The organism is Halomonas sp. I5-271120 (genome assembly GCF_030553075.1).
Taxonomy (GTDB): domain Bacteria; phylum Pseudomonadota; class Gammaproteobacteria; order Pseudomonadales; family Halomonadaceae; genus Onishia; species Onishia taeanensis_A.
In genome coordinates this window covers 2,908,220-2,932,617 of the sequence record NZ_CP130701.1, presented here as the reverse complement: position 1 = coordinate 2,932,617, position 24,398 = coordinate 2,908,220, and the positions used below count along the sequence as shown (strand labels likewise).

At 64.4% G+C, this 24,398-nt stretch carries 18 protein-coding genes; 5 read left to right on the top strand and 13 right to left on the bottom strand.

Translation table 11 applies throughout. The annotated features are described in order from the left end of the window. Nucleotides 1–495: 495 nt before the first annotated feature. From Q2K57_RS13140 to Q2K57_RS13130, 3 genes are all read right to left on the bottom strand, one after another. Nucleotides 496–1,989 carry a CoA-acylating methylmalonate-semialdehyde dehydrogenase gene (locus tag Q2K57_RS13140; protein ID WP_304525330.1) on the bottom strand — a complete coding sequence of 498 codons (1,494 nt, stop codon included), beginning with the start codon at nt 1,987–1,989 and terminating at the stop codon, nt 496–498. A 118-nt stretch (nt 1,990–2,107) separates the two neighbouring features. Continuing rightward, complete coding sequence (locus Q2K57_RS13135; RefSeq protein ID WP_304525329.1) at nt 2,108–3,391, bottom strand: Xaa-Pro peptidase family protein; 1,284 nt, start codon at nt 3,389–3,391, stop codon at nt 2,108–2,110. A gap of 74 nt (nt 3,392–3,465) precedes the next feature. Continuing rightward, the gene (locus Q2K57_RS13130; protein WP_304525328.1) at nt 3,466–4,347 is read right to left on the bottom strand and encodes a hypothetical protein; all 882 of its coding nucleotides are present in this window, start codon (nt 4,345–4,347) and stop codon (nt 3,466–3,468) included. A 105-nt stretch (nt 4,348–4,452) separates the two neighbouring features. On the opposite strand from Q2K57_RS13130, the gene Q2K57_RS13125 reads away from it, so the two are divergent. The 4 genes from Q2K57_RS13125 (at nt 4,453) to Q2K57_RS13110 (ending at nt 7,175) form a co-directional block, all read left to right on the top strand. Continuing rightward, nucleotides 4,453–5,346: a LysR family transcriptional regulator gene (locus Q2K57_RS13125; protein WP_304525327.1), complete on the top strand. Its 894-nt coding sequence runs from the start codon at nt 4,453–4,455 to the stop codon at nt 5,344–5,346. A gap of 60 nt (nt 5,347–5,406) precedes the next feature. Continuing rightward, entirely contained in the window at nt 5,407–5,865 is a 459-nt protein-coding gene (locus Q2K57_RS13120; RefSeq protein WP_304525326.1) for a DUF488 domain-containing protein, read from the top strand. A gap of 101 nt (nt 5,866–5,966) precedes the next feature. Beyond that, nucleotides 5,967–6,431 carry a flavodoxin family protein gene (locus Q2K57_RS13115; protein ID WP_304525325.1) on the top strand — a complete coding sequence of 155 codons (465 nt, stop codon included), beginning with the start codon at nt 5,967–5,969 and terminating at the stop codon, nt 6,429–6,431. Between the two features lie 147 nt (nt 6,432–6,578). Continuing rightward, a complete protein-coding gene (locus Q2K57_RS13110) occupies nt 6,579–7,175 on the top strand; it encodes an inorganic diphosphatase (protein WP_112053266.1) in 597 nt (198 codons plus the stop codon). 93 nt (nt 7,176–7,268) lie between these two features. Here the strand turns inward: Q2K57_RS13110 and fadA are convergent, their stop codons facing one another. From fadA to cysM, 7 genes are all read right to left on the bottom strand, one after another. Further along, nucleotides 7,269–8,447, bottom strand: a complete 1,179-nt coding sequence (fadA, locus tag Q2K57_RS13105; RefSeq protein ID WP_304525324.1) for an acetyl-CoA C-acyltransferase FadA — start codon at nt 8,445–8,447, stop codon at nt 7,269–7,271. Nucleotides 8,448–8,474: 27 nt separating this feature from the next. Beyond that, the gene (gene fadB, locus Q2K57_RS13100; RefSeq protein WP_304525323.1) at nt 8,475–10,652 is read right to left on the bottom strand and encodes a fatty acid oxidation complex subunit alpha FadB; all 2,178 of its coding nucleotides are present in this window, start codon (nt 10,650–10,652) and stop codon (nt 8,475–8,477) included. Nucleotides 10,653–11,242: 590 nt separating this feature from the next. After that, nucleotides 11,243–13,891 carry a phosphoenolpyruvate carboxylase gene (ppc, locus tag Q2K57_RS13095; RefSeq protein WP_304525322.1) on the bottom strand — a complete coding sequence of 883 codons (2,649 nt, stop codon included), beginning with the start codon at nt 13,889–13,891 and terminating at the stop codon, nt 11,243–11,245. 87 nt (nt 13,892–13,978) lie between these two features. Then, entirely contained in the window at nt 13,979–14,833 is an 855-nt protein-coding gene (gene mazG / locus Q2K57_RS13090; RefSeq protein ID WP_304525321.1) for a nucleoside triphosphate pyrophosphohydrolase, read from the bottom strand. Next, nucleotides 14,830–17,109: a GTP diphosphokinase gene (relA, locus tag Q2K57_RS13085; protein ID WP_304525320.1), complete on the bottom strand. Its 2,280-nt coding sequence runs from the start codon at nt 17,107–17,109 to the stop codon at nt 14,830–14,832. The genes mazG and relA overlap by 4 nt, the downstream gene beginning before the upstream one ends. A gap of 6 nt (nt 17,110–17,115) precedes the next feature. Continuing rightward, nucleotides 17,116–18,594, bottom strand: a complete 1,479-nt coding sequence (rlmD, locus tag Q2K57_RS13080; RefSeq protein ID WP_112053272.1) for a 23S rRNA (uracil(1939)-C(5))-methyltransferase RlmD — start codon at nt 18,592–18,594, stop codon at nt 17,116–17,118. A 1-nt stretch (nt 18,595) separates the two neighbouring features. Next, nucleotides 18,596–19,492: a cysteine synthase CysM gene (gene cysM / locus Q2K57_RS13075; protein WP_304525319.1), complete on the bottom strand. Its 897-nt coding sequence runs from the start codon at nt 19,490–19,492 to the stop codon at nt 18,596–18,598. A 118-nt stretch (nt 19,493–19,610) separates the two neighbouring features. Between cysM and Q2K57_RS13070 the strand changes: the two genes are divergently transcribed. Then, nucleotides 19,611–22,307, top strand: coding sequence for an ATP-binding protein (locus tag Q2K57_RS13070; RefSeq protein ID WP_304525318.1), 2,697 nt, complete (start codon nt 19,611–19,613; stop codon nt 22,305–22,307). Between the two features lie 105 nt (nt 22,308–22,412). Here the strand turns inward: Q2K57_RS13070 and acpS are convergent, their stop codons facing one another. From acpS to recO, 3 genes are all read right to left on the bottom strand, one after another. Further along, nucleotides 22,413–22,790, bottom strand: coding sequence for a holo-ACP synthase (gene acpS, locus Q2K57_RS13065; RefSeq protein ID WP_304525317.1), 378 nt, complete (start codon nt 22,788–22,790; stop codon nt 22,413–22,415). A 5-nt stretch (nt 22,791–22,795) separates the two neighbouring features. Beyond that, on the bottom strand, nt 22,796–23,620 hold the full coding sequence (gene pdxJ, locus Q2K57_RS13060) for a pyridoxine 5'-phosphate synthase (RefSeq protein ID WP_304525316.1): 825 nt from the start codon (nt 23,618–23,620) through the stop codon (nt 22,796–22,798). A 67-nt stretch (nt 23,621–23,687) separates the two neighbouring features. Further along, nucleotides 23,688–24,395 carry a DNA repair protein RecO gene (gene recO, locus Q2K57_RS13055; RefSeq protein ID WP_304525315.1) on the bottom strand — a complete coding sequence of 236 codons (708 nt, stop codon included), beginning with the start codon at nt 24,393–24,395 and terminating at the stop codon, nt 23,688–23,690. Nucleotides 24,396–24,398: the final 3 nt, after the last annotated feature.

Below are 24,398 nucleotides of genomic sequence, written 5' to 3'. Positions count from 1 at the left end.
CTATTGCAGGCAAGCGACGGCGCTCTGCCTGTGGCGAGCATACAAGCGGTTTTACACCCAATACTCGCCGGATGCAGTAGCTGGAACGTGCGCCAGATTTCTGGACAACTACCGCAGACCAGCGCTCGACGATGACCGGTCGCACTTCGATTCGAAGCATGCGCCTCATGCTGCCGCCAGGTGATGCCGTGATAGGCGCTACTTTCCTGTGATTATGGCCCAGCAGGAACCACGCTTCGGGGAAATCAGGGCTTCAGCAGGCTTAATTTAACCTGATTTTTACGTTGATTTACATGACGCCCCATTGAACGAACCGATGCTGCCGTGATGGCACCCTTAGACAAGGGCATCGCTTGAGCCGGCCTGTGTAAAGCACTGCATGCCAGGCCGCACAGGAGGTTGTCGGGGGCGTAGCCGCACCAAAAAACGCCCGCCCCGACAAGCGGGGCGGGCGTGATCATCAGCATTTCGAGCCGCTAACTTTTCCGGCAAAAGCTAGGAGGGGAAGCTGAACTGGGCGCTCTCCTGGGCGCTGCGCTGCGGCCAGCGCTGGGAGACGGCCTTGCGGCGGGTGTAAAAGCGCACGGCATCCGGGCCGTAGGCGTGCAGGTCGCCAAACAGCGAGTCTTTCCAGCCGCCGAAGCTGTGGAAAGCAACCGGCACCGGCAGCGGCACGTTGATACCCACCATGCCGACCTCGATGGCATCGGCGAAGCGGCGGCCGGCCTCGCCATCGCGGGTGAACACGCAGGTGCCGTTGCCGTACTGGTGGTCGTTGATCAGCGCGATGGCTTCTTCGAAGGTCTCGACGCGGACCACGCACAGCACGGGGCCGAAGATCTCGTCGCGGTAGATGCTCATCTCCGGGGTGACCCGGTCGAACAGGGTCGCGCCGAGGAAGTAGCCCTTTGATCCTTCAACCAGCGGATGCTGGCGACCATCGACGACCAGCTCGGCGCCGGCGGCGGCGGCGGCGCCCTGCTCGATGTAGCCGGCGACCTTGTCGCGCTGGCCGGCGTTGATCAGCGCGCCCATGTCGAGGCCCTTCTCGGTGCCCGGGCCGATCTTGAGCTCGCGGGCCTGGGCGGCGAGGCGCTTGACCAGGGCATCGGCGGTGTCATCGCCCACACATACGGCAACGGAAATCGCCATGCAGCGTTCGCCGGCACTGCCGTAGGCGGCGCCGATCAGGGTGCTGGCGGCATTATCGATGTCCGCATCCGGCAGCACGACGGCATGGTTCTTGGCGCCGCCGAGGGCCTGCACGCGCTTGCCCTGCTGGGTGCCGCCTTCGTAGATCTTGCGCGCCACCGGGGTAGAACCCACGAAGCTCAGCGCACGAACCTCAGGCGCCTCGATCAGCGCATCGACGGCCTCGCGGTCACCGTGCACCACGCTGAACAGGCCCTTGGGCAGACCGGCCTCGTCGAGCAGCTCGGCCATCTTGACCGCGGCCGAGGGCGCCTGTTCGGAAGGCTTGAGGATGAAGGCGTTGCCGCAGGCCAGCGCCATCGGGTACATCCACAGCGGCACCATGGCCGGGAAGTTGAACGGCGTGATGCCGGCGACAATGCCCAGCGGCTGATGGTTCGACCAGGTGTCGATGCCGGGGCCTGCATTGTGGGAATACTCGCCCTTGAGCAGTTCCGGCACGCCGCAGGCGTACTCGACGTTCTCGATGCCGCGCTTGAGCTCGCCCATGGCGTCTTCCAGCACCTTGCCGTGCTCTTCGCTGACCAGCGCGCAGATCTCGTCGGCATCACGCTCGAGCAGGGTCTTGAAGCGGTACATCACCTGGGCGCGCTTGGCCGGCGGCATATCGCGCCAGGCGGGCTGGGCTTCTCGGGCGGCATCGATGGCGCGCTTGACGGTGGCACCGTCGGCCATGGCCAGGCGGCGCACGGGGTCGGCGGTGGCCGGGTTCAACACCTCGATGGTGCGCTCGCCGCTGACGGCTTCACCGGCGATGAGATGGTTCAGGGTATGCATCTGGGGCTGACTCCAACCTTGGGTCGTGTTCTCGGTTTATGTTTCCGCTCTATGTTTCCGGTCTATGTTTCAGATACTGGGCTCGCCGGTCGGTTCATCCCGCGACCGGCGAGCCTTATCAGACCTGGCGGCCCAGCAGGGCTTCATCGAACGGATAGCGCGAGAGCTTCTCGATGCCGGTCTCGGTGACCAGCACTTCTTCCTCGAGCTTGACGCCGTCGGCACCGCCGACTTCGCCGATATAGCTCTCTACCGAGACCACCATGCCGGGCTCGAGGATGCCGTCCTTCGAGAAGCGGTCGAAGTCCATGTGGTGAGCGACCAACGGCGTTTCGCCATGCATGCCGACCCCATGAATGATCGACGGATAGCGACGATCGAGGAAGCGCTCGGGAATCTTCCAGGCCTTTTCTGCGATCTCGCGATAGCTCATGCCGGGCCTGAGGATCGACATGTTGTGGTGCACCTGGTCATAGGCCATCTGGTAGAGGCTCTGCTGGTAGCCGCTGGGGCGACCCGGCCCGACATGGAAGGTGCGCGAGAAATCGGAGTAGTAGCCGTGACAGCCGATGGTGTCGGTGTCCAGCGCGATCAGCTCGCCGGGGCGCACGACCCTATCGCTTGCCTCGTTGAACCAGGGGTTGGTGCGCGGGCCGGAGGACAGCAGGCGCGTCTCGATGAACTCGCCGCCCTGCTTGATGACGTTGCCGTAGAGAGTCGCAAACAGCTCGGTCTCGGTGACGCCCGGCTTGATGGCGGCTTCCACTTCGGCCACCGCGGCCTCTGAGCCTGCCATCGACTGGGCCAGGCAGGCGATCTCTTCCGGAGTCTTGATGCGGCGGCAATGCAGGGTGTCCTGCATGCAGTCGAAGACCTCGAGACCCTGCGCCTCCAGCGAGCGGGCCAGGTTCAGCGCGCAGCGGTCCAGGCCGATCTTCTTGTTGCCGCGGCCGTGCTCTTCCATCAGCTCGGCGATCTCGATGCCGAAGGGATCGGAGGACAGGTTGTCGCGCTGGTTGACCGCCGACCACACCACCTTGGAGGTGCGAGATTCGTCGATGGTCTCGAGCCAGGTCGAGACGTGGGCGCTGCCCGGGTACTCGAAAAGGATCACCGGCCCTTCGAGCGGCACATAGATGTAGCGGGTGGAGTTGCGCAGGAAGTAGCCGAACATGTTGCGCGAACCGGTGGCATAGCGCTGGTTGTAGGGGTCAAACAGCACTACGGCGCCGTAGCCCTGCTCGGCCATCATCTGGCGCAGGCGCTTGAGGCGCCCGCCACGCAGCTGCACCGGGTCGAAGGCGGTGGGAATGCTGTCGCCGTTGCCCACGGGCGACGAAGGCACCACCGGAATCGTGGCGGGTTCGTTGTCGGTCAGGTTGTCGAAGTCGACGATGCTCATGATCAAGCTCTCTGTTTGTTCGTAGCCGTATTCGCGGGGGATATGCATAAGGTCAGGCTGAGGCGTCGCCGCCTTCAGTCGGCCAGGCTGTCGCTGCGCTGCATGCCTTCTTCGAGCAGCCGCTCGTGGACCGGGGCCATGCGCCCGAAGATGCGCTTGGCGCGCTCGGGGCGGCCGATAAAGCCCGGCTCCTTGGCGTAGGCAAAGATCACGGTGTGGCGCTCGCGGTCACCTTCTACCGGCGTGACTCGGTGCAGCGAGTAGCGGCCGAAGAAGACCTGCAGATCACCCGGCTGAAGATCGAGGGACTTGAGTCGCGAGCGGTCGCCGTCGATGACCTGCTCGACCTCGTCGAAGTTTTCGCCTTCGGGGCTGCGGATGCCCGGGGCGTACTCGAAGCGCCCGCCACCTTGGGACTGGCGAGTCATCATGGTGACGATGAATTCGTTGGTGTCGTAGTGCCAGGGGTGCTGGCAGCCCTCTCGCAGCACATTGACGACCAGGTCCGCCAGGGGGTCGGCGTACTGATGGATCTCGTCCATGCCCACTACGCTTGCGATGAAGTGCTGAAATCCGGGGTGGGAATAGACCTGGCGAATGATGGTATCGCCGTCGATGCGATCACCGGCAACGAAACCGTTGGTGCGGTCATCGAAGCGGTTCTTGGGGTGCGAGGCCGGCAGGCTCGGGTCGGCGTCGCTGTTGTAGGGGTTGGTCTCGGTCTGGTTGTAGTGCGCCTGAGGCGACAGGCGTTCGGTCTCCTGTTCGAGCCGCGCCAGGGCCTCTTCGGGCACAAAGCCCTTGAGCACCACACAGCCGTCCTGGCCAAGCTGCTGTCGGCATTCGGCGATCAGCTCGCGTCCGCGGTCACCCTCAAGGCGATGAATGGGGTAACGTTCCAGGTCGATCAGCCCCTGCAGTGAGGTATCGTCTTCCTGAATGCGGTTGCTTTGCATGTCGTTGCTCCTGCCTGATCAATAACGTATAGACAGGGTAGAGAGGCAGGTTTAATAATAGAAATGAATGGTTAAGATATAAAAGATTGCAAGGGCTCATAGATCATGGATACCGACCTGCTACGCGCCTTCGTCACGGTCGCCGAATGCGAGGGGTTCAGCGCCGCCGGCAAGGTGCTGCACCGCACCCAGTCGGCCGTCAGCCTGCAGATCAAACGACTCGAAGACCAGATGGGCGAATCGCTGTTCGAGCGCACCAGCCGCAGCGTGGTACTGACGCCGCCCGGAGGGCGCCTGCTGCCCTACGCCCGCCATATCCTCAAGCTGCAGGATGAGGCGCAGCGGGTAATGGGCGTGGAGCGCCAGGGCGAGCTAATCCGGCTTGGCACCTCCGAGGAACAGGCCAGTACCTACCTGCCTGAGCTGCTGCCGCGCTTCGCCTCCCGCTTCCCCGAGGTACGCCTCGAAGTCATCTGCAGCATCAGCGGCTCGCTAGTGCATGACTTTCAGGAAGGTCTGTTGGATGCTGCCCTGGTGGTGCGCCACGGGCCGACCCAGACCGGCCGGCTGCTGGGACGCGAGCCGATGGTCTGGGTGGTAGCCGAGGACTGTTCGCTCGAGGAATGGGATACCCTGCCGCTGGCTCTGAACCCCGAAGGCTGCACCTTCCGTTCCCATGCCTTCGCGGCACTGGGTCCTACCGACTGGCGCTGGGACGTACGCTACTCCAGCCAGTCGCCCACCGGCATCAACCTGCCGGTTCAGGCGGGCCTGGCGGCCACCGTCAAGACCCCGCGCAGTGTTCCCGCAGGCTGTCGCATCGTCGGCGATGACGAAGGCCTGCCCCCGCTTGGGCATGTCGAGATCGAGCTGCATCGCACGCCGGGGCATTCAAGCGACGCCTTCACCGCCTTCTGCGACGAGCTGGAAGCCATCGTCACCGGCACCGCTTCGCTGGAATCGCTCAAGTATGTGGCAAGCGAAGGAGTGGGTGACTAGTCTTTCTTAGGCTTGACCGCGCCTGGCCACTACTTGGCCACTAACCAGGAGTCGCTTGTCATGGAGCATGACATTCAGTTGAAGCGTATCTATGCCGAACCGGAGGCCGACGACGGCTCACGCGTGCTGGTGGATCGGCTGTGGCCCCGGGGCAAACGGCGGGAAACGCTGGCACTGAGTGACTGGTACCGAGATGCCTCCCCTTCCAATGGCCTGCGCCGTGACTGGCACCAGGCCAAGATCAGCCATGGCGTCTTCACCCGCCGCTATCGCTGGGAGATGGCGGATGCCAAGGACTGCCTGCTGCCGCTGATGCGCTTGGCGCGCCGCGGGCGGCTGACGCTACTGTCTGCGGCGCGCGACCTTGAACAATCTCACCTGCCGATCCTGCGCGAGGCGCTGCTTGAGGCACTTGCCAAGGAAGACCGCGAGGCAGACGGCACCGCTCCCAGCTCACCCCCCTGCTATGCGGCCTCGATGGCCACCGAGCCTGCGGCCGGCCAACGGCCGGACTCTTGACTCGACGCCGGCTCGACGCTGACCCAACGCCGCGTGAAACATCTAGCTAGACACCGGCCTGCCTCTAGCCAGTCGGCTTGCTGGCTGGCACCCTTTCGATCATGACCCGACGCCTGCTGATTGTGGCCCATGCGCCCTCCCCCAATACCCAGCGCCTGCGCGAGGCGGCCGACCGTGGCGCCCGCCACCCGGATCTCGACGACATCGAGGTGATGGTAAAGGCGCCGCTCGACGCTGGCCCCGACGATATTCGCGCCTGCGACGCCATCCTGCTCGGCACCACCGAAAACCTCGGCTACATGAGCGGGGCGTTGAAGGACTTCTTCGATCGCAGCTACTACGCCGTGCTCGAGGAAAAGCAGGGCCTGCCCTGCGCGCTCTACGTGCGCGCCGGCCATGACGGCACCGGCACCCGCCGGGCAGTGGAGTCGATCGTCACCGGGCTGCGCTGGCGGTGGGTGCAGGACCCGCTGATCCTGCGGGGTGACTGGCAGGACGCCTTCGCCGACCAGTTGGAAGAACTGGGGCTCTACCTGGCCGCCGGCCTGGATACCGGGATTTGGTGAGCGCCATGAAGCCGTCCTGATCCAGGCGCGCCGGGGGTTCCGACCCCGCTCATGGCCTGGCCAGCAGAAACCAGAACACTGTCACGCGCATGTCACCCTTCACTGAATAGACTGGAAACCTCACTCCCCAAGACACGACGAGGTTTCATGAAAGTCGCCCTCTCTTCCCTAGTCGCCGCTGGCCTGCTGTTTGCCGCGTCCGCCCAGGCGCAGCAGAACGTCTTCGACTATCCGCAAACCGATGACGCGCCGGCCAGCTTCAACGTGGTCAACGAGATCCCCGCCGGGAGTTTCACCAAGTACGAGATCAATGCCGAGCACGGTCAGTTGATTGTTGATCGTTACGTCTCGATGCCGGTGCGCTACCCCGCCAACTATGGGTCCATCACCAGTTCGGCAGGTGGCGATGGCGACCCGCTGGACGCGCTCGTACTGACCCGCGACAGCATCTATCCCGGCGCGGTGATCACGGTCAGGGCCATCGGCGTGCTGCGCATGGTCGACGACGGCGAGGCCGACGACAAGATCATTGCCGTGCCTACCAACGATGTGGACCCTACCTACGCCGACGTCATGGCGATCGAGGATCTGCCGAAGATGCAGGCCGAGCGCATCAACGCGTTCTTCCGCGTTTACAAGGACTTGCCGGATGGTGGCGACATCGAGCTGAACGGCTTCGGCGATGCCAGCGAAGCGCGCGACATCCTGACCCAGGCCTTCGACGCCTATCAGGCACAGCCGTAACGAGCACTGCAGTAACGAACACAGTACCCCGTAACGCAAACGGCGCCCCGAGGGGCGCCGTTATTGCTTCTACTGCAACCATCTAGCGGGTCGTTACTTCAAGCGCTCGAAGATGGTCGCTACGCCCTGGCCCATGCCGATGCACATGGTGGCAAGCCCCAGGCGGGTGTCCTGCTGTTCCATCACGTTGAGCAGGGTGGTGCAGATCCGCGACCCTGAGCAGCCCAGCGGGTGGCCAAGGGCGATGGCACCACCGTTCAGGTTGACCACCTCGTCCATGCGATCAAGCAGCCCGAGATCCTTGAGCACCGGCAGTGATTGGGCGGCAAAGGCCTCGTTGAGCTCGACGGTCTGGATGTCATCGATGGTCAGGCCGGCCGCCTTAAGCGCCTTCTTGGTCGCCGGCACCGGGCCATAGCCCATGATCGAGGCATCACAGCCGGCAACGCCAGTGGACAGCACCCGGGCGATCGGCTCGAGCCCCAGCGCCTGGGCGCGCTCGTAGCTCATCACCGCCATGCCGCTTGCGCCTACCGACAGCGCCGAGGACGTCCCGGCGGTGACGGTGCCATGGCGCGGGTCGAAGACCGGCTTCAGGGCGCCCATCGATTCGAGGCTGGCTTCGCCACGAATCACTTCGTCGCGGTCCACGCACACCTTGAAGCCCTCGGCGTTATGGCCCTCGACGCCGATGATCTCGTTGTCGAAGCGACCGGCATCGCTGGCTGCCTGGGCACGCTGGTGAGAGCGCACCCCGAAAGCGTCCTGCTGTTCGCGGCTGATGTTGTGCATCTTGCCCAGCAGCTCGGCGGTCAGGCCCATCATCATCGCCGCCTTGGCGGCATGCTTGCTGGCGGCCGGGTTCACATCGACGCCGTGCGTCATCGGCACGTGCTCCATGTGCTCGACGCCGCCGATGATGTAGAAGTCGCCCATGCCGGCCTTGATGTTGGCACTGGCGATATGCAGTGCGCTCATCGAGGAGCCACACAGCCGGTTGACGGTCTGGGCCGGCACGCTGCGCGGGATGTCGGTCATGATCGCCGCGTTACGGGCGATGTTCATGGCCTGCTCGAGGGTCTGGTTGACGCAGCCCCAGATCACATCATCGACTTCCTTGGGGTTGAGCCCCGGATTGCGATCGAACAGCGCCTGCATCACCGACGCCGACAGGTTCTCGGCGCGCACGTTGCGGAAGGCGCCGTGCTTGGCCTTGGCCATGGCGGTACGCACGCCGTCGACCACCACGATATCTCTCGGATTCAAACTCATCTGACAACCTCTCCTGTACGTGGTGGCTCAGGCCTTCCCGGCATCGGAATAGAAGCGCTCGCCGGCCTTGGCCATGGCGCGCAGTTTGTCGGTGGGGGCATAGAGCGGCCCCAGTTCCTCGGCCAGACGCTCGGCCTGGGCGACGAAGGCATCAAGGCCCATGGCGTCGATATAGCGCAGCGCGCCGCCGCGGAACGGCGGGAAGCCGATGCCGTAGATCAGCGCCATGTCAGCCTCGGCCGGGGTGGCAACGATGTTGTCTTCCAGGCAGCGCACGGTCTCCAGGCACAGCGGGACCATCATGCGCGCGATAATCTCCTCGTCGGAGAAGTCCTGGCTTCCCTTAGCGAGACCCTTGACAAGGGAAAGCGCTGCATCGTCATCGACCTTCTTCGGCTTGCCCTTCTTGTCTTCCTCGTAGGCATAGAAGCCCTTGGCGTTCTTCTGGCCCAGACGGTCAGCCTCGAACATCGCCTGAATAGCCGTTTTTTCTTCGCGTGCCATGCGATCCGGGAAGCCTTCGGCCATCACGGCATTGGCGTGCACGGCGGTGTCCATGCCCACTACGTCGAGCAGGTAGGCGGGGCCCATCGGCCAGCCGAACTTCTCCATGACCTTGTCGACCCGGCGGAAGTCGGCGCCCTGCTCGACCAGCAGGCTGAAGCCGCCGAAATAGGGGAAGAGCACGCGGTTGACCAGGAAGCCCGGGCAGTCGTTGACCACGATCGGTGTCTTGCCCATGGCGCGGGCGTAGGACACGGTGGCGGCCACGGCCGCATCGCTGGTCTTCTCGCCGCGGATCACCTCTACCAGCGGCATGCGGTGCACCGGATTGAAGAAGTGCATGCCGCAGAAGTTCTCGGGCCGCTTGAGGTTCTCGGCCAGGCGGGTGATGGAGATGGTCGAGGTATTGGAGGCGAGAATGGTGTCCTCGCCGACCTGCCCTTCCACCTCTGTGAGCACGCCGTCCTTGACCTTGGGGTTCTCGACCACCGCCTCGACCACCAGGTCGACGTGACCAAAATCGCCATAGGAAAGGGTCGGGCGAATGTTGGTGAGCTTTTCGGCCATCGTCTCGGTGGTCAGCTTGCCGCGCTCGACCTGCTTGGTGAACAGCTTGCGCGCTTCCTTGAGACCAAGCTCAATGGCGTCGTCCTTGATGTCTTTCATCAGGATCGGCGTGCCCTTCGAAGCGCTCTGGTAGGCGATGCCGCCGCCCATGATGCCGGCGCCCAGCACGGCGGTCTGGTTGACCGGTTGCGCCTGCTTGGCGTACTGGCTGCCCTTCTTCTTGACCACCTGATCGTTGATGAACAGCCCGACCAGGTTGTAGCAGACATCGGTCAGCGCCAGCTTGGCGAAAGCCTTGGCCTCGATGGCCTGGCAGCGCTCACGCCCTTCACCGGCGCCCTTCTGGATCACCTTGATGGCCTCGATGGGTGCCGGATAGTGCGGGCCCGCCTTGCCGGCCACATAGCCTTTGGCGGTCTCGAAGACCATCATCTGCTCGATGGCGTCGAGCTTGAGCGGCGAGGTCTTCTCGTCGCGGCGGGCCTGGTAATCGAGCTCGCCGGCATTGGCACGGACCAGGATGTCCAGGGCGGCGGCCTCGAGGCGCTCACCGGGCACCACCGCATCCACGGCGCCGACCTTGAGGGCGGCGTCGGCGCGGTTCTCGGTGCCGCCGGCGATCCACTCGATGGCGTTATCGGCGCCGATCAGCCGCGGCAGGCGCACGCATCCGCCCCAGCCGGGCAGGATGCCGAGCTTGGTTTCGGGCAGGCCGATCTTGGCGGTGTCGGCCATGACGCGGAAGTCGGTGGTCAGCGTGACTTCGAAACCGCCGCCCAGTGCCAGGCCATTGATGGCGGTGACGGTGGGAAACGGCAGGTCTTCGATGGCGTTGAAGATGGCGTGCACTTGCTGGTTCATCTCGACCAGATAGTCCTCACCCTTCTCGAACAGGCCATGAAACTCGGTGATGTCGGCGCCAACGATGAAGGCGTCCTTGGCACTGGTGATCACCAGGCCGCTCAGGCCCTGGGTCGCGGCGATGGCCTCGACCGCCTCGCCAAGCTCTGCCACTACCGCGCTGGATAGCTTGTTGACCGACTCATCCTTCAAGTCGAAGGTGAGCGTGGCGATGGGCTCGCCCCCGTTATTGGTATCGCTCGCCACCGAAATGGCGTTGCCTTGATAGATCATCCATTCATCTCCAAACAGGGTTGGATGCCGGTGCCCGGCCGCGCATTCATACGGCCGTTTGATTATGGATCAGCTTGCGCCAGCCACCGCGAAGCGTCAAGTCCCACGGTCTTAGCGAAAGGTACTAATTAAAGGGCTTAGCTATAGGTACTGGTTAGAGGTACTGGTTAGAGGTACTGGTTAGAGGTACTGGTTAGAGGTACTGGTTAGAGGTACTGGTTAGAGGTACTGGTTAGAGGTACTGGTTAGAGGTACTGGTTAGAGGTACTGGTTAGAGGTACTGGTCAGAGGTGCTGGTCAGAGGTGCTGGTTAACCGTATTGAATACAGGTGTTGGTGATAGGAGCCTAGCTGAAGCGCGAGACTCGTTCAGAGAAGGGCCTAGTCAGAAAGGAGGCGAGCCAGGAAAGCCGATAAGCCCAGAAAGCCATATAAGCCAGGAAAAAAGGAAGGCATGAAAAATATGTCGCGCTGGCGAAGACTCTTCCAGACCGCCCGACGATGCGAATCCATTCGCATCGTCGGGCGCACCAAGGCGCCAGTTGAACCCTCAACCGAGCGCCCTCTGGCCGGGACATAGCCCGTCGGGCATTACCCGGTGTTGCGAAGCCCCGCAGAGATGCCGGCCATGGTCACCATCAGCGCGCGAGTCAGCGCCGGGCTGATGGCGCCATCGGCATCCCGGTTACGCTGCAGAAGCTCGGCCTGCAGGCCATGCAGCGGGTCGATATAGGGATTACGCACCTCGATGGCCTGGTGAATCAGCGGCGTGTTCTCCAGAAGCTCCCGCTGGTCGAGGATATCAAGCAGCGCCGCCTGCAGCTTCGTAAAGCGCCCGCGCAGCTCACCGCCCAGTTCCAGCAGCCCCGGCTCGTCAACCAGGCGCCTCTCGTAGTAGGCGGCGATGTCGATATCGGCCTTGGCGGACAGCATCTCCAGCATGTCTAGATAGGTGCCGAAGAAGGGCCAGCGGCTGCGCATTTCCTGCAATCGCTCAAGGCCCCCGGGCTCGGCCAGGCGCTGGGCGAAGGCCTCGCCGCTGCCTAGCCAGGCCGGCAGCATCAGGCGGGTCTGGGTCCAGGCGAAGATCCAGGGGATCGCACGCAGGGTCTCGACGCCACCGTCCTGGCGGCGCTTGGTGGGTCGGGAACCCAGCGGAAGCCGCCCCAAGGACCCTTCCGGCGTCACCGCGCGGAAATAGGGCACGAAATCCGGGTTCTCGCGCACCACGCCCACATAGGCCTTGTGCGCCACCGCGGCGAGGTGATCCATCTCCTCCCGCCAGGCCGGCTCGGGGGCCGGCGGCGGCAGCAACGTCGCTTCCAGCACCGCGCAGGCATAGATCTCCATCGAGCGCAGGGCAATGTCCGGCTGACCAAACTTGAAGCGGATCATCTCCCCCTGTTCGGTGACCCTGAGACTGCCGTTCACCGAGCCCGGCGGCTGGGAAAGAATCGCCGCGTGCGCCGGACCACCCCCGCGACCCACGGTGCCGCCACGACCATGGAACAGCGTCAGATCCACCCCATGGCGCTTGCAGACCTCGACCAGGGTCTCCTGCGCCCGGTACTGGGCCCAGGCGGCGGCCAGCTGGCCGGCGTCCTTGGCCGAGTCGGAGTAGCCGATCATCACTTCCTGCTCGTCGCCGGCCAGGCGACGATAGCCCGGCAGCGCCAGCAGCCGGTCGATGACGTCGCCGGCCCGGTTCAGGTCATCCAGGGTCTCGAACAGCGGCGCGATGGGCAGCGCCACGTCGCCGCCGACCTCCTTCATCAACAGCGCCACCGCCAACACGTCAGACGGCTGGCCGGCCATGGAAATGATGTAAGTGCCGAGCGCCTCGCGCTGCTCGGAGGCGATCACTCGGAAGGTATCGATAACTTCGCGGGTCTCGCCGGAGCATTCCCAGCGACGCGGAATCAGCGGGCGACGGGAGGTGAGCTCGCCGAGCAGGAAATCCTGGCGCTTCTCCTCATCCCAGTCCTGGTAGTGGCCAAGGCCCAGATAGTCGGTCAGCTCGTCGAATACCTGGGTATGGCGCGACGACTCCTGGCGCAAGTCGAGCTTGGTCAGGGTGACGCCGAATACGGCGACACGGCGCAGGGTGTCGAGCAGTACGCCGTTGGCGATGGTATCCAGGCCGACATCGCACAGCGAGCGGTAGCAGGACAGCAGCGGCGCATAGAGCTGGTCACGGTGCTCGATGATCGGCCCGCCTTCGTGGGGCTCGCCGTCGAGGCCGGCCTTGGCCCAGTCGCGGGTGGCCTCGACCTTGGTGGTGAGGCGCTTGAGCAGTTCCCGATAGGGTTCCGTGGCATCACCGACCTCGGCGCGCAGGGCACTGTTAGCTTTCCACATCGATAGCTCGGCCTTGAGCTGGTCGAGATCGCGCAGGTACAGATCCGCGGCCATCCAGCGGCCCAGCAGCAGGACCTCACGGGTGACCTTGGCGGTCACGTTGGGATTGCCGTCGCGGTCGCCACCCATCCAGGAGGCGAAGCGCAGCGGCGCGGCATCCAGCGGCAGACGCTCGCCGGCGGCGTCGAGCAACAGGCTGTCGAGGTCGCGATGGAAATCGGGCACCGCCTGCCACAGCGAGTTCTCGATCACCGCGAAGCCCCACTTGGCCTCGTCGACCGGAGTAGGACGCTCGTGGCGGATCTCGTCGGTATGCCAGGCCTGGCTGATCAGCTCTTCCAGCCGGCCATGGACCCGGGTCAGTTTCTCGGGGGAGTCGACGGTCGACTCGAGCCCAGTCAGGCAGTCATCGATAGCGTCGTATTTCTGGATCAGGGTGCGGCGAATGACCTCGGTGGGATGGGCGGTCAGCACCAGCTCGACCCGCATGCTGGCCAGCGACTCGACCAGCTCGCGAGGCGAATGACCGGCCTTGCGCGCCCGGGCGATCAGGTCGCCAAGCTCGGGCTGGGAGCCCGGCTTGTAGTCCTCGACGCGACGAAAGCGCGCCCGGTAGTGCTGTTCGGCGATGTTGGCGAGGTTGAGGAACTGGTTGAAGGCCCGGGTGACCGGCAAGAGATCGCGATCCGGCAGCCGGCGCAGGTACTCGATCAGCTCACGGCGCCCTTCGGGATCGCCCTGCCGGCCGCGCTTGGCCAGGCCACGGATGGACTCGATCTTGTCGACGAAGCCCTCACCCAGGTCATCGGCGATGGTTCGCCCCAGGCTATCGCCCAGCACGCGAACATTGTCTCGCAAAGATTCATGCAGATCGCTGCTCACAGACATCCCTCCTGACGGCTATTGGAATTGTTAACCCGCTACTGCAATGTGGCGAGGCCGTGCCGAACCTGTTGATTTGCCAACCGATCAGCTCGGCATCTCGCCCTGTTTTTCACGCGCCTTGGCGTCCTGCCAGTGCGTTTCCATGTCCTCGAGTGCGGTCTGGCCGGGCGCCTTGCCCTCGGCGGCCAAGGCCGACTCCACGTGACGAAAGCGCCGCTCGAACTTGGCGTTGGTGCCGCGCAGGCGCTGCTCGGGATCGGTCTTCAAGGTGCGGGCGAGATTGACCACCGCGAACAGCAGGTCGCCGACTTCCTCGCCGGCATGCTCGTGGTCGCCCTCGGCCAGCGCCTCCTCGACCTCGTCGAGTTCCTCGCGGATCTTGGCCAGCACGCCGCGATGATCGGGCCAGTCGAAACCGACCCGCGCGGCACGCTTGGAGAGTTTGGCGGCCCGGGACAGCGCCGGCAGGCTGCGCGGCACGTCATCGAGCACCGAAACGGCCTTGGCATCATGACGTGCTCGCTCGGCGCGCTCCTCGGCCTTGAGGGCCTCCCAGCGGGAATGCACCTGCCGGGTCTCGACCTCGGCGGCACGCTCGCCGTCGCGACGCGAACTCAGGGTGCCGTCGGGAAAGACATGGGGATGGCGGCGCAGCATCTTGGCGGTCAGCACATGCACCACGTCATGAAAGTCGAACCGCCCTTCTTCATGGCCGAACTGGCTGTAATAGACCACCTGGAACAACAGATCGCCAAGCTCGCCGGGCAGTTCATCGAAGGCGCGGCGCTCGATGGCGTCGGCGACCTCATAGGCTTCCTCGAGGGTGTGCGGCACGATCGAGTCCCAGTCCTGCTTGAGATCCCAGGGGCAGCCCTGGTCGGCATCGCGCAGCACCGACATCAGCGTCAGCAGGTCATCGAGGCTGTGGCGCTCGCTCATGAGCGCCCTCCCTTGCCGCGAGCCTTGCCCTTGCCGCCGCTTCTCAGTCGCTTGACGTCGAGCACGTTGGAGAGCTGCTGGATGCGCGAGAACAGCCGCCCCAGGGTCTCCAGGCCATCGACTTCGAGAGTGATGGTCATCTTGGCCAGGCCCTCGATCTCATCGGTCTGGGTGTTCACGGAGAGCACGTTGACCTTGTCGTTGCCCAGTACGCCGGTGACGTCGCGCAAGAGGCCCGAGCGGTCCCAGGCTTCGATCTCGATATCCACCGGGTAGCGGGTCGCGGCCCGTTCGCCCCACTCGACCTCGATGATGCGCTTGGGCTCGTCCAGGCGCAGCTGAAGAATGTTGGGGCAGTCCTGGCGGTGCACGGTGACGCCGCGGCCCTGGGTGATGAATCCCACGATATGTTCGCCGGGCACCGGATGACAGCAGTTGGCCATGCTGGTCTTGAGATTGCCGACCCCCAACACGGTGATGCCCTGATCGCCGGCGGCCGGCTTCTCGCGGCGCGGCTTGGCCAGCAGCCGGTCGAGCTGCTCCTGGTCATCGTGCTCGCCGAACAGCTGCTGGGCCTGATGCAGCACCTGGCCGATGCGCAGGTCGCCGGCGCCGATGGCGGCATACATGTCCTCAGGCGTGGTGTAGTTGACCTTCTGCGCGAGGGTGGTGAGATCGATATCCTCGACGTCGAGGCGCTTCATCTCCTTGTCGAAGAGCGCCTTGCCCTCCTCGAGGTTCTGGCCGCGCGCCTGCTGCTTGAACCAGGCCTGAATCTTGGCCCGGGCCCGGGAGGTACGCACGAAGCCCACGGACGGGTTGAGCCAGTCGCGGCTGGGGCCGCCCTTGGTAGCGGTCAATATCTCGACCTGCTGGCCGGTCTTGAGCTCGTAGGTCAGCGGTACGATGCGGCCGTTAACCTTGGCGCCGCGACAGCGATGGCCAATCTCGGTGTGGACCCGGTAGGCGAAATCGATCGGCGTGGCGACCCGTGGCAGGTCGATCACGTGGCCATCGGGGGTAAAGACGTAGATGCGATCCGGCGCCACATCGCTCGAGAGCCCTTCGCGAAGGTCGCCGAAGCCGCCGACTTCCTCCTGCCACTCGAGCACCTGACGCAGCCAGGCAATCTTGTCTTCGTAGCTGCGGCTCTTGGCCTTGGTGTCGTGGCCTTTGTAGCGCCAGTGGGCACAGACGCCGAGCTCCGCTTCCTCGTGCATGGCGAAGGTGCGGATCTGGATCTCGAGCACCTTGTTCTCGGGGCCGAACACGGCGGTATGCAGCGACTGGTAGCCGTTCTTCTTGGGGTTGGCGATGTAGTCGTCGAACTCGTTGGGCACGTGGTGCCAGCGAGAATGCACGATGCCGAGCACCGTGTAGCAGTCGGCCACCCGGGGCACCAGGATGCGCACGGCGCGCACGTCGTAGACCTGGGAGAAATCGATGTGCTTGCGCTGCATCTTCCGCCAGATCGAATAGATGTGCTTGGCACGGCCATCGACGTCGTACTCGTGGATGTTCTGCGCTTCCAGCAGCTCCTTGAGCGTACCCACGACGTCGTTGATATAGCTTGTGCGGTCGAGACGCTTCTCGGCCAGTTGCTTGGCGATCGACTTGTACTCGGCCTCGTGGAGGTAGCGAAAGGACAGATCCTCGAGCTCCCACTTGAGATGGCCGATGCCCAGCCGGTGCGCCAGCGGGGCATAGATATCGAACACCTCGCGAGCCACGCGCAGGCGCTTGTCGCGGGTGGTCTCCTTGACCTGACGCAGGGCGCAGGTGCGCTCGGCGATCTTGATCAACGCGACCCGCACGTCGTCGATCATGGTCACCAGCATGCGCCGCAGGTTGTCCTGCTGGCTGTACTGGGACATGTCCTGACTGGGCAGGGCCTGATGGCTGATCGCCGCCATGTGCAGCACGCCTTCGATCAGGGTGGCGACTTCCTGGCCGAAGCGCTTCTCGACGGCCTCGACCGAGATCAGCTTGACGCGCACCGAGCGATACAGCACGGCCGCTTCCAGAGCGGTCTGATCGAGCTTGAGTTCGCCGAGGATATCGGCCATTTCAAGGCCCATGCGATAGCTCGACCCGTTGCCAAGCCCAAACTGCTGCGCCTGGCTGGCCTCGTTGGCAAGGCTGCGCACCAATTCACAGGCTTCACGCATCCGCGCTGGGTCGGTCAGCACGGATTCCTCGCCGAGGCGAGCCAGCCATTGGTCGAGGTCCACCGCGCCGTCGTCGGTCAACGGCTGGTCATCACGCACCTTTACCATGGTGCTTCACTCCTTTGGCATCTGCGCCGGCGTCACGTCGGACGCAGGAATTTCGGGGTGCTCGAACAGCAAAACGGCCTCGAGGTGGGCGGTCTGCGCAAACATGTCGGCAACCGCCGAGCGCACCAGTCGATAGCCACCGGCGGCCAGGTGTGCCGCGTCGCGGGCAAGGGTCGCCGGATCACAGGAGACATAGAGAATCCGTGAGACCCGGGACGTGGCCAGCTGACGCGACAAGGCCTCTGCGCCTTCCCGGGGCGGGTCCAGCACCACCAGATCCCAGTCGGTCTCATCGAGTAGCGCGCGGACCTGATCTTCACGCGTCAGGTCCGCTTGGCGGGCGCTAACCCCGGAAAGATCGTTGCGCCGGGCATTGGCGGCCAGGCGCTCGACCATCAGCGGGTTGCCTTCCACGCCGGTCACCATGCCGGTGTATGCGGCCAGTGCCAGGCTGAAGTTGCCCACCCCGGCGAAGCAGTCGAGCACTCGCTCGCCGGATTTAGGCGCCAGCCACTCAAGCGCCGTGTCGACCAGGCGCTGGTTGACCTCGGCGTTGACCTGCAGGAAGTCACCCGGCGCAAAGCCGAGTACCAGCTCTCGCACAGGTTCACGCACAGATTCACGCGCCGGTTCCTGGGCGTTCTCGCGTTCAGTTGCGGCCAGCATCACCCCATAGTGAAGGTCGGGCACCTCAGTGAGCCACTCAAGGCGCGGCGACTCGCGGCCAAGCAGCCAGCCAAGCGATAGCTCGTGGGCCGCGGCAAAGGCTTGCCAGCGCTGTGCATCGTCTGGCTGAGCGCGCAGCTGACGCACCACCAGGCAGACGCCTCCATCGCTTGCGATAAGCTCAAGATGCCCTACCTGACGCGGCGCATCGAGGCTCGCGAGCTGCTCGCGAAGCGGCGCCAGCAAGGCCTCGAGGGCCGGCACCAGCACCGGACACGCTGCCATGTCGATCAGGTGGTGGCTACCTCGGGCGCGAAAGCCCAGGTGGATGCGGCCCTCGGCATCGACCTTGACGCCAAGCCGTGCACGCCGCCGGTAGCCGAGCCCTTCGGAGGTCAGCAGCGCCGGTGCGTCACCCAAGGTGAGCCCCTGACGTGCCAGTTGCTCGACCAGCACCTGCTGCTTGTGGTGGCGCTGGGCCTCGAGAGCCTGGTGCTGTAGATCGCAGCCGCCGCAAACGCCGAAATGCGCACAGGGCGGCGTCACACGCTCAGGCGCCGCCTTCAGCACTTCCCGCACATGCGCCTCATCAAAGCGCTGACGGCTCTTGTGAACGGCTATTTCAACCCGTTCACCGGGCAGGGCACGATCGACGAACAGGGTCTTTCCGGCCGCATCGCGCGCCACGCCTCGGCCATCGTGGGCGAGGCGCATAATCTCCACGCCCCGGTCGTCGGAAGCCGTCTGCTGAGCCCGGCGGGGCGTCGGTGCTTTCCTGGCAGCGGGTTTTGGCGTGCGACGCTTGCCTAGCATCGCCATCTTATTGCTCCGGCGCATAGAGGCCGGTGGACAGGTAGCGATCGCCGCGATCGCAGACGATGAAGGCGATCACCGCATTCTCGACCTCTTCGGCGACCTTCAGGGCACCGGCCAGGGCACCACCGGAGGAAACGCCAGCGAAGATGCCCTCTTCCCGCGCCAGGCGGCGCATATGCTCTTCGGCCTCGGTCTGACCGATATCGATCACCTGATCGACCCGCGCAGGCTCGAAGATGCTCGGCAGGTAAGCCTCGGGCCAGCGGCGGATACCGGCGATGCTGGCGCCGTCCTCGGGCTGCAGGCCGATGATCTGCACCTCGGGGTTCTGCTCCTTGAGATAGCGAGACACGCCCATGATGGTGCCGGTGGTACCCATCGAGCTGATGAAGTGGGTAATGCTGCCCTCGGTCTGGCGCCACAGCTCTGGCCCAGTGGTGCGATAGTGCGCCATGGGGTTATCGGGGTTGGCGAACTGATTGAGGGGCTTGCCCTCACCGCGAGCGATCATGGTCTCGGCCAGGTCCCGAGCGCCTTCCATGCCCTGCTCTTGAGTCACAGGGATAAGCTCGGCGCCGAAGGCCGCCATGGCCTGCTTGCGCTCGCTGGAGGCATTGTCGGGCATGATCAGCACCATGCGATAGCCCTTCATGGCGGCCGCCATGGCCAGCGCAATGCCGGTATTGCCGGACGTGGCCTCGATCAGGGTATCCCCGGGGGTAATCTCGCCGCGTGACTCGGCCTCGGCGATCATCGAAAGTGCCGGCCGGTCCTTGACCGATCCCGCCGGGTTGTTGCCCTCGAGCTTGGCCAGCAGCGTGTTGTTGCGTCCGGCAGCGATGCGCTTCAGGCGCACCAGCGGGGTGTTGCCGACCACATCCTCGAGCGTGGGAAATTGCATCTAACCTTCCTTCTGGAAAAGTCTTTGTCGCCATTATATCGCCGGGCGTGTCCCGGTGACAGGGATCGGCCATGGCTGTGGCATACTGCATGCAAATGAAGTTTCTAGAGAGTCATGCATGTCGATCAAGACGCGCCTGCTGCTGTGGCTGATGTTACTGCCGCTGGGGTTGCTGGCCATCACTTCTGCCCTGAACCTGACCCACGAGGCCAATGAGCGTCGCTCATCGCTTCAGCAACACCTGATGGACAGCACGTCCCTGACCGCCAAGGCGATGAGTGAGGCGCTGGACGATCAACAGGACGATGCCCTGAGAACCCTGGGCGAGGCCCTGCTCGAGATCGAAGAAATACGCTCGGTGCGCCTCTTTACGGCGGTCGGCACGCCCCTATTGTCGCTCGGCCAGCCTCCCCGCTCCTCGGCACGCCCCCCAACCGAGCCGACGCTTGATACCAATGGCGCCGGCTGGCAACTGACGCTGCCCTTAAGCAGCCCTCACGCCGAGTGGCTGGCAGTTGAAGTCGAGACCCTTGGCCTTACGCTGAGCAACTATCGTCATCTGCTGATCCACGGGCTGGGCCTGCTGCTGGCTGGCCTGGGCCTCTTTCTGCTGGCCTATTCGCTGAGCCGCCGCATCACCGAGCCCTTGGTCGCGATCCAGGCGGCACTGGATCGCCTCAATCGCGGTGATCATGGGATTCGGCTATCCGAAACGGGGCCCGAAGAGACGGTCAAGCTCATGGTGGGAGTAAACGCCCTTCGCGATCACCTGGAGCGTGTCCAGGAAGACATGCAGGCGCAGATCGAGCAGAACACCCAGGACCTTCAGGAATCGATGGAGACCATCGAGGTCAAGAACATCGAACTCGACATCGCCCACCGTCGTGCCCTGGAAGCCAGCCGCATCAAGTCCGAATTCCTGGCCAACATGAGTCACGAGATCCGCACGCCGCTCAACGGCATCATCGGCTTCTGTCAGCTACTAGGCCGCTCACGGCTCGACAGTCGCCAGCAGGATTGGCTTGAACACATGCAGAAGACCTCGGACAGCCTGTTGCTGCTGGTCAATGACATCCTCGATTTCTCCAAGATCGAGGCGGGAAAGCTCGAGTTGGAGACCGTCCATCTGGACATGATCAATCTGGTCGATGATGTACTGGGAATGCAGGCGCCCCAGGCCCATCAGAAGGGGCTGCACCTGCTGGGCCTGGTCTTCGACGACGTGCCGACCGACCTGCAGGGGGACCCGCTGCGCATTCGCCAGGTGCTGACCAACCTGGTGAACAACGCCATCAAGTTCACCGAAAGTGGCGAGGTCATCGTGCGAGTGATGCTCGAGGAATCCCGAGAGCATCAGGTCACCCTCAGGGTCAACGTCAGCGACACCGGCATCGGCCTGCCCAAGGAACAGCGCGACCGGCTGTTCAAGGCCTTCAGTCAGGCCAACTCGAGTGACACCCGTCAGTTCGGCGGCACGGGGCTTGGCCTGGTGATCTGTCGCCAGTTGATCGAGCAGATGGGCGGTGCTATCACCATGTTCAGCGAACCCGGCAACGGTTCGACCTTCTCCTTCAATCTGCCACTGGCCACGCGCCACGAACATCGCACTCCGGAGCTCGACCTCGGCGGTCGAGTGGTGGCCCTTTACGAGCCTCACCTCGCGACCCGGCGCGCGATTAACCATCTGCTCTCGACCTGGAACGCCAAGGTCCCGATTCTTGGTGACGGCGGCCATATCTCTCCACCCTCGCCGCCGGATCTGGTGCTTGCCAGTCTCGACGCCAAGGATCTGGCCCCCGAGCGGTTGGCAAGCTGGCAGGCCTGCCTGGATGAAACCACCTGCCCGACCATCCTGATGGCCAACACCAGCCCCTACGATATGCCAGAGCTACGCCTGCCACTGGGCGGCGAGACGCTGACCAAGCCCATCTCGCGCCAGGTGCTGGCCGACACGATCAAGCGACAGCTCGGCCTGACGGCAACATCCAAGCTTCCGGTGCCGCAAACCGCATTGCCGAAACTTGCCGCTGCCGACTTGCCGAGGGTGCTGGTAGTCGACGACGTGGCGTCCAACCGCCTGCTGCTGCAGGAACTGCTGCGCGAAGCGGGCATCTTGTCACTACTGGCCTCCAGCGGAGAAGAAGCCCTGGCACTGGCCCAGAGTGAGCGTGTTGACCTTGTCTTGATGGACATCCGCATGCCCGGCATGGATGGCGAATCCACCCTGGAGGCGCTACGTCAACTAGGTGGCGTATGGAAGACCTGTCCGGTCATCGCGGTCACCGCTCACGCACGGGAGGAGGAGCGACAACGCCTGCTTTCATGCGGCATGCACGATGTGCTGATCAAGCCCGTCGACGCCAAGGTACTGGTCAAGCTTCTCAGCCAGCACCTGGCGCTGATCCTGCCGGCCCCGCGTCAGGGTAATGGCGGGACATCGGGGATGGCACCCGGCGAGAGCCATGTCGAGGCTGACGGTGAGCTGGCGGTCGTGGACATGCAGATGGGCGCCAGGCTTGCCGGCGGGCGGGAGGACTTGGCGCGCAAGACATTGACGCTGCTGCTGGAAAGCCTCGATGAGAGCGAAGCCAGCCTGGATACGGCCTGGCAGGCCGAGGACGAAGAGGCCCTGCTTGACGCCATCCATCACCTGAACGGCGCCTGCCGCTATTGCGGTGTGCCGCAACTGGCGCTGCTCGCCGAGACCCTGGAGACCCGGCTGCGGGTGCAGGGTGTGGCGGCAGTCGGGTCCCTGCTCAATGAGCTGTACGCCGCCATGGGGCGCCTGCGCGCCTGGCAGTCGCGACAGGCTTAGACCTCGGGACTCATGTTCTCAAGACCCATGTTCTCAAGACCCATGTTCTCAAGACCGACGTTCTCAAGACCCATGATCTCAGGATTCATGAGCGCACAAAGCCCGCTACCCTTCCAGGACCACCAGCGCCATCGCCAGCTCGGCCTCATCTGAGATCGAAAGATGCATGCCGGTCACGCCCAGCCCCTCGGCAAGAACCTGGGCCTGGCCGGAGAGCACCAGCGAAGGCCGACCCAGGCTGTCGTTGACCACCTGGATCTCGGCCCAGCGCATGCCCTGTCGCATGCCGGTACCCAAGGCCTTGACGAAGGCCTCCTTGGCGGCAAAACGCTTGGCCAGATAGGCCGCGGGTTGGCCGTGCTCAGCGAGGCGCGCCTGCTCATGAGGGCCGAGCACACGCGCCGCGAAGCGATCACCATGACGCGCCATGGCCGTCTCGAAGCGTGCCACCCTGGCGATATCGGTCCCGATGCCAAGGATCATGTCGGCTAGCCCTCAGCGTGGTCATGCCCATGATCGTGGTCATGATGATCATGGTCGTGATCGTGGTCGTGCGTTTCCATGGCGGCCACCAGGCCGGCTTCCTGACCGGCGATCGCCAGACGCTTCATGTCGGCCACGGCTTCCTTGAGGCCCACGAACAGCGAACGGGCGATGATCGCATGGCCGATGTTGAGTTCGGTGAGCCCGGGAATGGCGGCGATCGCTTCGACGTTGTGGTAATGCAGACCGTGGCCGGCATTGACCACCAGCCCAAGCTCCAACGCCATCTCGGTGGCGGCGCTCAGGCGCGCGTACTCGCGCCGGGCCTCATCGCCGGACGCCTCGGCATAGGCTCCGGTGTGCAGCTCGATCACAGGCGCCCCCACTTCCTTGGCCGCTTCGATCTGCATGGGCTCAGGATCGATGAACAGCGACACCTCGCAGCCAACGGCGGCCAAGCGCTTGCAGGCGGCGGCGATGGTCTCACGGGCACCGGCCACATCAAGCCCACCCTCAGTGGTCAGCTCTGCGCGCTTTTCTGGCACCAGGCAGACATGCGCCGGGCGAATTTCCTCGGCCAGCTCAAGCATCGCCGGCGTCACTGCCATCTCGAGGTTCATGCGCGTGTTGAGTACCTCACTCAAGAGGCGAACGTCGCGCTCCTGAATGTGGCGGCGGTCCTCACGCAGGTGCACGGTAATGCCATCGGCCCCGGCCTCCTCGGCGAGCAAAGCCGCCTGAACGGGATCGGGAAACCGCGTGCCGCGGGCCTGGCGCAGGGTGGCAATGTGATCGATGTTGACGCCGAGCAGGATACGAGGGGGGAGCATGGCAATCTCTCCAGTAAATCGTCAGGGGAAAATCAGCGGATAGGGGCAAGTAAATCGGGGCAAGACTTCAGCCGGAACGGCGGCGCGCAGCCAGCTGCTGCATCAGTTCGCGGGCCCGCAGGGGACGCTCGCCAAGCAGCGGCGCTAGCGCGGCCCGGGCCAATGAGCGTGCCGGCGCAGCAAGCCCCGGCGCCGCCCAGTCACCCTGCTCCAGCAGTTTGAGCGTGCGACCATCGAGACCGCCACTGCTACCTGGCGCCAGGGGGCTGAAGCGACGCGCTTCAGCCCGGTAGATATAACGAGTCTGGGGGTCTAGCTCGACGCCGTCGAGATCACAGAACACCGGCTCGCCGTCCAGCGCCTCGAGCAGGGCAAATTCCAGACGCCGCAGCGCACCGGCCCGCTCGCCGGGCAGCGGTAATTCCTTCAGGGCGGCGCCATAGAAGGCAAAGACCTCGGCCACCGGCAGTTCCAGCGGCAGCAGCCGGGTCAAGAGCTCGTTGGCATAAAAGCCGCACAGCAGCCCCTCGCCGGCGAGCATGGGCGCACTGCCGGTGCTCTCCATCAGGCGCAGGCGCTTCAACTCGCCTGCCCCCACCCAGGTCAGGTGCAGGGGCGTGAAGGGTTGCAGGCGCGACCGAGAGCGGCTACCCGGCCGCTGCACGCCCTGGGCCACGGCGCGAATACGGCCATGGTCCAGGGTCAGCAGATCGACCAGGGCACTGGTCTCACGGTAGGGACGCTTGTGCAGCAGAAACGCCGGCTGGGGCTGCATAAC